The following is a 6,220-nucleotide window of genomic DNA, read 5'->3' as shown; positions in this document are numbered from 1 at the left end:
CGACCAAGGAGAACGCCTCCGGCCACCTGGAGAACACCACGGCCGAAGGCTCCACGATCAGCGGCAAGGACGGCATCACCATCATCTCTGGTGGAGATACGACCGTCTCTGCGTCCAAGGTCACCGCCGGCGATGCCACACATACGTCCGATCTCAACATCCAGACCGGCGGCAATCTCATTGTCACCGCCGGTAAGGACACCGAGACCGAGCATGACAGCGCCAAGCGCAAGGGATTCCTGCGCAGCGGCAGCTCCAGCTATGACGGCTATAAGGAAACGACAGTCGGCTCTGAGCTCTCAGCCTCGGGTGACGTCAATCTCGATGCCGGCAAGGCAGCGGCGATTGTTGGCTCGAAGGTCAATGCCGATGGTTCCCTGAATATCTCCGGTGAGAGCGTTTCCATCATCGGCGCCCAGGAGAACCATCAGTCCGATAGCCAGCGCAAGGATTCCGGCCTGTTCGTCGGCTCCGGCGGCGGCTTCATCTCGCTCGTTGGCAAAAACGAAAAACAGGGCGCGCAGTCCTCGACGGACAATATCGGCTCCACGCTGTCGGCTGGCCAGGACGTTAATCTGACCGCACGGGCGACCGACCTCAACATCATGGGATCGTCTGTCACCGCCGATCGCGACATCAACCTGTCGGCCGCCCGAGATGTCAATGTCACGCCGGGCGCGGAAAGCGCGTCACAGTCGGAACAGCAGAAGAAATCCGGCTTCGGTATCGCCTTCTCGGCAGGCGGTGGCGGCTTCTCGCTGGGTATCGGTGCGCAGTCGACCAAGGACAGCACAGCGCAGCAGTCCGATACCAATGCCATGTCGGCACTCACCGCCGGCCGTGACCTGAACATCTCGGCGGGCCATGACGTCAACCTGCAGGCAACCAGCGCCTCGGCCGAGCGTGACGTCAATCTCTTCGCTGGCAACGACATCAATCTGCTGTCGGCCAATGACGTCACCAATTACCAGGAGGCGCATGAGAAGAGCTTTGCCGGTGTGACACTCACCGTGTCGAGCCAGGTCGGCAAGGCCGCCCAGAGCATCATGAACTCGGCCGAGCGCCTGTCGGACAGCGGTGGCGTCAATGCGGTTACCAATACGGCTATCGCCGGGCTCGGCTTCTATCAGGCTTACAAGGATCTGCAGGGGGTCTACGATCAGTATCAGAAGTCTGGCGATATCGGTGTCAATGTCTCGTTGACGGTCGGTGCCAACCATCAGGAAAACAGCTGGTCCTCTTCATCCTCGACACCGGTCGTGACCGATATCCGCGCTGGCCGCTCGATCTCGATGGAGGCCGAGAATGGCTCCATCACCAGCGATGGCGCCCAGATCCTGGCCGGTTATGACAAGAACGGCATCCCGACGATATCGGGCGATCCGCTGACCGGCGACATCTTCCTCTCGGCCAAGAATGGCGACATTAACCTCAACGCCGCTACCGGTACGTCGGATTCGGCCAGCGCCAACAAGTCCTGGAGTGCTGGCATCGGGGTCGGCGCGACCTTTGGCGGTGGTGGCAAGGGCATGGCGGACCTCGGTCTGGTCGCCAATGCCGGCTATGGCAAGGGCAGCGCCGATACGAGCGGCGTCAGCCATACCAATACGCATGTCAACGGCACTGGCGACATCACCATCATCACCAATGACCTGGCGCTGCGTGGCGCCACGATCACCGGCAACTCGGTCACCGCCGACGTCAAGAACCTGACAATCGAAAGCCAGGTGGATACGGCCAAGGCTAAGGCTGACCAGCTCAGCCTCTCGGCCTCGACCGGCTTCGGTTCGACCAGTGTCTCCGGTGTCACGCAGAAAGCCAAGGGCGACGCCGCCCTTGTCGTTGAGCAGTCGGGCATTCATGCCGGGGCAGGGGGGCTCGACATCAATGTCAGCGGCCACACCAGCCTTGTCGGCGGCTTGATTACCAGCGAGGCGAGCACGGAGCGCAACAACTTCTCCACCGGCACCCTGACGGTTGCGGATATCGACACGCATTCGACCTGGAAGGCCGACACCTACGGCGTATCGATTGGCACCAGCGGTATCATGCCGACCCCTCCGGTAAAGGCCAGCGAGAATAAGACCGGCCAGGCGCTCTCCGCCATCGGCAGCAATATCGGCATCACGATCACTGATCCCGCGCATCAGACGCGGGATATCTCCGCGATTCGCCGTGATACTGATAACACCAACACATCGCTGCCCGGACTGCCGGATTTGCAGAATATCCTGCGTGAACAATACAAAACGCAGGCCGACCTACAGGCGGCCCAGGCCACTATGGCGGGGCTGGTTGGTGACATCGCGACAGAGCTCTACAAGCAGGCACGTGACCATGACGACCAAGCGGGCATGGACTACTGGAAAGAGGGAGGAGTCGGGCGTGCCACATTGCATGCGATAGGAGCAGGCGTATTAGGTGGTGTAAATGGTTGGGAAGGAGCTCTTAAGGGCGCTCTAGGCGGCGCTTCCTCGTCTTTACTTTCGCCAGCGATCGCTGACCTCGTTAACGGCATGCTGAAAGGAACCGAGTACGAGGGAACTCAAGCAGGTCAACAACTTGCCGCTTCCATTGGCCAGAGTTTGGCGGCAGGCCTAGGCGGTATCGTCGGGGGTGGTGAAGGTGCGTCCTATAGCGCTGCCCAATATCAGTATAACTATCTGAAACATGCGGAAATTGAGCTTGGAGACCAGCTGAGAGCCCAATGTAAAACCGACCAAAAAGCCTGCGACCGGTTGGACCAATTACAGCAGATCGATCAAGCTCGCGACGACCAATTGGAAACTTGTAAGGGTAGCGAGACGGCGGCCTGCATCAATGCTCGTCTTGAGGTCCGTCAGGCCGCTGCCGAGATGTTTGACGCTATTGCGAATGGGACCGGCCCAGTAAGCCTATTGGATCAGTTCATGATGATGCGCACGCTGTCGCAGGCCACGGCGTACTTTGACGCGACCGATCCCAATCAAAGCAGCTTAACCGCTGCCCAATGGCAAACATTGAGATCGAAAGATATCAGCGCTGCAGTTGGCGTTTTGGCGGATGCCTTTAGGACGGGCGACTTTGAAGGCATGTCCTTTGCCTATCGGGCGTTGGCGGCCAACAAAACGTTGCCGGCACTTCTTATCGCTCTCGATATAACTGGTGGTCTGGGCAGTGGTTCATCCGGGACTACTTCTGGAAACCTAACAACGGCATACCGAACCCTAACTGCCTCGGATGGAACAACCGTCCTTGTACCGGAAGGTTACAGGCCTCTGTTGTCAACGATGGGGGCGACCGCCAGCGATGTCGGTGGTCTTCCGGCTGGCTTTGCTCGCGTTGTCGATGATCAGGGCAATATCGTTATCGCCGGCTCAAATGGTGCTATCTATAGCGATGTCGCTGCCGCTCAAAAAGCAGCCACAACGGCCAGCCGAATAGGGTTCAATGATCTAGCTACATTCCGTGTTCAGCTTGGCCTTCCGCCAGCTGGCACTGCTGCAGATAAGAGCACTTTGGCTGTAATTGAGATCAATGGACAAAAAATCTATGGTGTGAATGCCCACGGCCAACCAGTCTCGGGGGTCAATGCAATCTCATCGACCCACGCAGAAATTGATGCCCTTAATCAAATCAAACAGCAAGGTATTGATGTCTCCGGCCAAAATCTGACACTATATGTAGATCGGACGCCCTGCGCAGCTTGCGGAACCAACGGCGGGATAAGGTCTATGGTTGAGCAGCTAGGGCTAAAGCAGCTCACAGTTGTCGGCCCCGATGGACCAATGATAGTAACTCCAAGGTAAATCATGCGATTGATTACAGACACGCGAAATGGCGTTCACAATTTGGATGCCGAAGTTCCCGACGCCGATGTGAACATGGCGTTGGATTGGTTTTCAAAGCTTGATGGCAAGCGGCACACCTTAATGAGCCTTGAGCGGAAGGATGGATGGCAACTCATGATAGGCGGCGGACCACTCCGTTATGTCGTTACCTTAGGGAACGATATTGACAATTTGACACTTGAGAACATGAGCGGAAATCAATCTACGATGGTCGAGTTATGTGCCGGAGGTCAATATGGCGATTATCCCGAAACCATTTGCGTAAACCCAGAGCAGGCAGCCAACGCAGTTTCCTTGTTTTTTCTCGGACTAGAGCAGCAGTTACAATGGGCCAAATGACGCTTTGAAACGCTTGTGGACAATCAATGAAGTAATGGCCAGACGCTTTCGGAAGGTGATCAATACTGCTGAAGCGGAACGCCTATTTAAACAAATTTTTCAAGCGTGTGCTCGTAGGATTGAAACCCGTTGGTATACCTTGCTGGAAAATGCCGAACTTGCCGAACAACTAGCGGCCGGTGAACTGCCCCAAGGTTTCGATTTCGGCACGCTAAGCGGCGAGATGGATGAAAAATATTTCGATGCAGAAGACGAAGGGCGAGATGAGGAATCAGCAGCCTATTTTGCCCTGGCTCGTTTGATGTCGTCTCTTTCATTCGCCGCAGCAGCAACGGATGCTAATGGTTTTTCCGAGGCAGCCTACGAAGCCATTATGACATTACCCAATCCTAAAGAGGGTTCAGCAACATTGCTCTAAGTCACGCAGATCACGGCTTCCGCATCGAAACATCATAACTTTTGTCTAGGATTTCAGAATGCGTGCAAAACTCTTTGCTGCGGTCGCACTCGGCTTGATAACAACCCTCCTGGCGGGATGCGCAGGAGGCGGCGCCCCCGGCAAGGTGGCCGCCGAGCATAGTGCTGCCATCAGTCAAATTGCCTCGAAGAAAAGCCAGAAGGGCGCTTTGCTGCTCATTCGGACTGTCGACGCAAACCTGATGGGTGACCAATATTGCTCTGGCCATATTCGCCTGCGCAGGATCGACAACGGCAAGCCTGACAAAAACTCGGCGTTCGAAGATATCTATTCGGCCGATCGCTGGCTGTTGCCCGACGAAAAGAAGCCGAAGGATATGCGGGCGACTTTTCTGTATCGGGTGGCAAATGCTGCGTCCTACGCCCGGTCTTTCAGGCCAATTGCACCCGGCCGATATGCCATCACGTATGCGGACTGCCAGTACGGCATCAGCCAGTTCAGCAACGGCGTCAAGATCGAGGCCGGCGGTGACCACGATTTCCTGTTCAACTACGTCAGCCCGCTCGGAGGCGCCAGCACCATTACTGTCGGCGCCGGACAGATTATCGATGCCGGTTACATCCGCCTGACGGGAAGGCGCAGCGATCCCGTCGTCGTGGCGTCGGATGCTTCGCCGGCCGAGCGCGATGTCATGAAAGAGGTTATCCCCGGGGTCTATCCCTCCATCACGTTCACGAAATTTGGTCCCTAGTTGTAATGTCTATCGCTCTCCATCTCGCCGGCGATCGACATACTCCTGCGCAGCTTGAAATCGAGCTCGCCAAGCGACAGGAAGATTTTTGCGACTTTCGCACCCCTTAGAAACTCCACAATGTGTTTGAAGTTTCTGGCGGTCATTGGGCTGGGGTCGATGGTGGGCCTTTTGGCCGGGGGTACCGGAGGCCAAATCCGGCGAAGGCGGTCGCTGAGCAAAAGATGGCGTCCGCGTGCATCGGTTCTCATAGACCGATATAAGCCCTGCGGGTGATCAAACCTGACAAATCAGTCGCCAGCCGTTGCTTGTCGGACGACGTCAGTTCGAATTCACCCAGGTCGGATTTAGCCTGTTCCAATAATGAAACAGGCTAAATCCGTGGTCGATCATTTAATACGTGCGATCAGAGCACGCTGACATTCTCGGCCTTCGACTTGCCAGTCTTGCGATCTTGGCCGAGTTCGTAGCTTACCTTCTCACCTTCTCTGAGCGAACCGCCCCGCTGCAGAGCGGAAACGTGAACGAACACATCCGTTCCACCATTTTCGGGGGTAATGAAGCCAAATCCCTTGTCTTCATTGAAAAATTTAACAGTACCAGTCGGCATAACACTTCCTCTTAACTTCCACGGCCATTTAGCGCGCGCGCCAACCTTATAGCGCATACACTCGGGCGGCTACAAGTAAGCGAGCTTTTCCCAAGGCAGATGCAGTCTCAGGTTTCGGCTTGGGGTGAAAAATCACCGTAGTCGCGGCCATTTTTGCCACAATAGCCCTGATGATCAGCTCAACGATGTCCATAAACCGGTCAGAAAAGGTGCCGTACGTCGCGCGCCGGGCGGCGGATCTCTGAAACGACTCACGGCTCCGCGCAAGCCGG

6 protein-coding genes are annotated in these 6,220 nt (G+C 56.4%); 4 read left to right on the top strand and 2 right to left on the bottom strand.

Features of this window, described 5'->3' with window-relative positions; translation table 11 throughout:
- The 4 genes from PMI03_RS13345 to PMI03_RS13330 all read left to right on the top strand — a co-directional run.
- Positions 1-3,788 (top strand): hemagglutinin repeat-containing protein (locus PMI03_RS13345; RefSeq protein ID WP_007693949.1); only part of this gene is annotated, 3,788 nt, incomplete at its 5' end.
- A gap of 3 nt (positions 3,789-3,791) precedes the next feature.
- On the top strand, positions 3,792-4,169 hold the full coding sequence (locus PMI03_RS13340; protein WP_007693947.1) for a hypothetical protein: 378 nt from the start codon (positions 3,792-3,794) through the stop codon (positions 4,167-4,169).
- Positions 4,170-4,203: 34 nt separating this feature from the next.
- Entirely contained in the window at positions 4,204-4,587 is a 384-nt protein-coding gene (locus PMI03_RS13335; protein ID WP_039973947.1) for a hypothetical protein, read from the top strand.
- Positions 4,588-4,645: 58 nt separating this feature from the next.
- The gene (locus PMI03_RS13330) at positions 4,646-5,338 is read left to right on the top strand and encodes a hypothetical protein (protein ID WP_007693945.1); all 693 of its coding nucleotides are present in this window, start codon (positions 4,646-4,648) and stop codon (positions 5,336-5,338) included.
- Positions 5,339-5,744: 406 nt separating this feature from the next.
- Here PMI03_RS13330 and PMI03_RS13320 read toward each other — a convergent pair whose 3' ends face one another.
- Together PMI03_RS13320 and PMI03_RS13315 are read right to left on the bottom strand one after the other, a co-directional pair.
- The gene (locus PMI03_RS13320; RefSeq protein WP_007693942.1) at positions 5,745-5,948 is read right to left on the bottom strand and encodes a cold-shock protein; all 204 of its coding nucleotides are present in this window, start codon (positions 5,946-5,948) and stop codon (positions 5,745-5,747) included.
- A 46-nt stretch (positions 5,949-5,994) separates the two neighbouring features.
- Positions 5,995-6,220 (bottom strand): hypothetical protein (locus tag PMI03_RS13315; protein WP_039973944.1); only part of this gene is annotated, 226 nt, incomplete at its 5' end.

The organism is Rhizobium sp. AP16, from assembly GCF_000281735.1.
GTDB lineage: Bacteria > Pseudomonadota > Alphaproteobacteria > Rhizobiales > Rhizobiaceae > Rhizobium > Rhizobium rhizogenes.
Note: the sequence above shows the minus strand (reverse complement) of the source record. Positions and strands in the feature narration are given on the sequence as shown.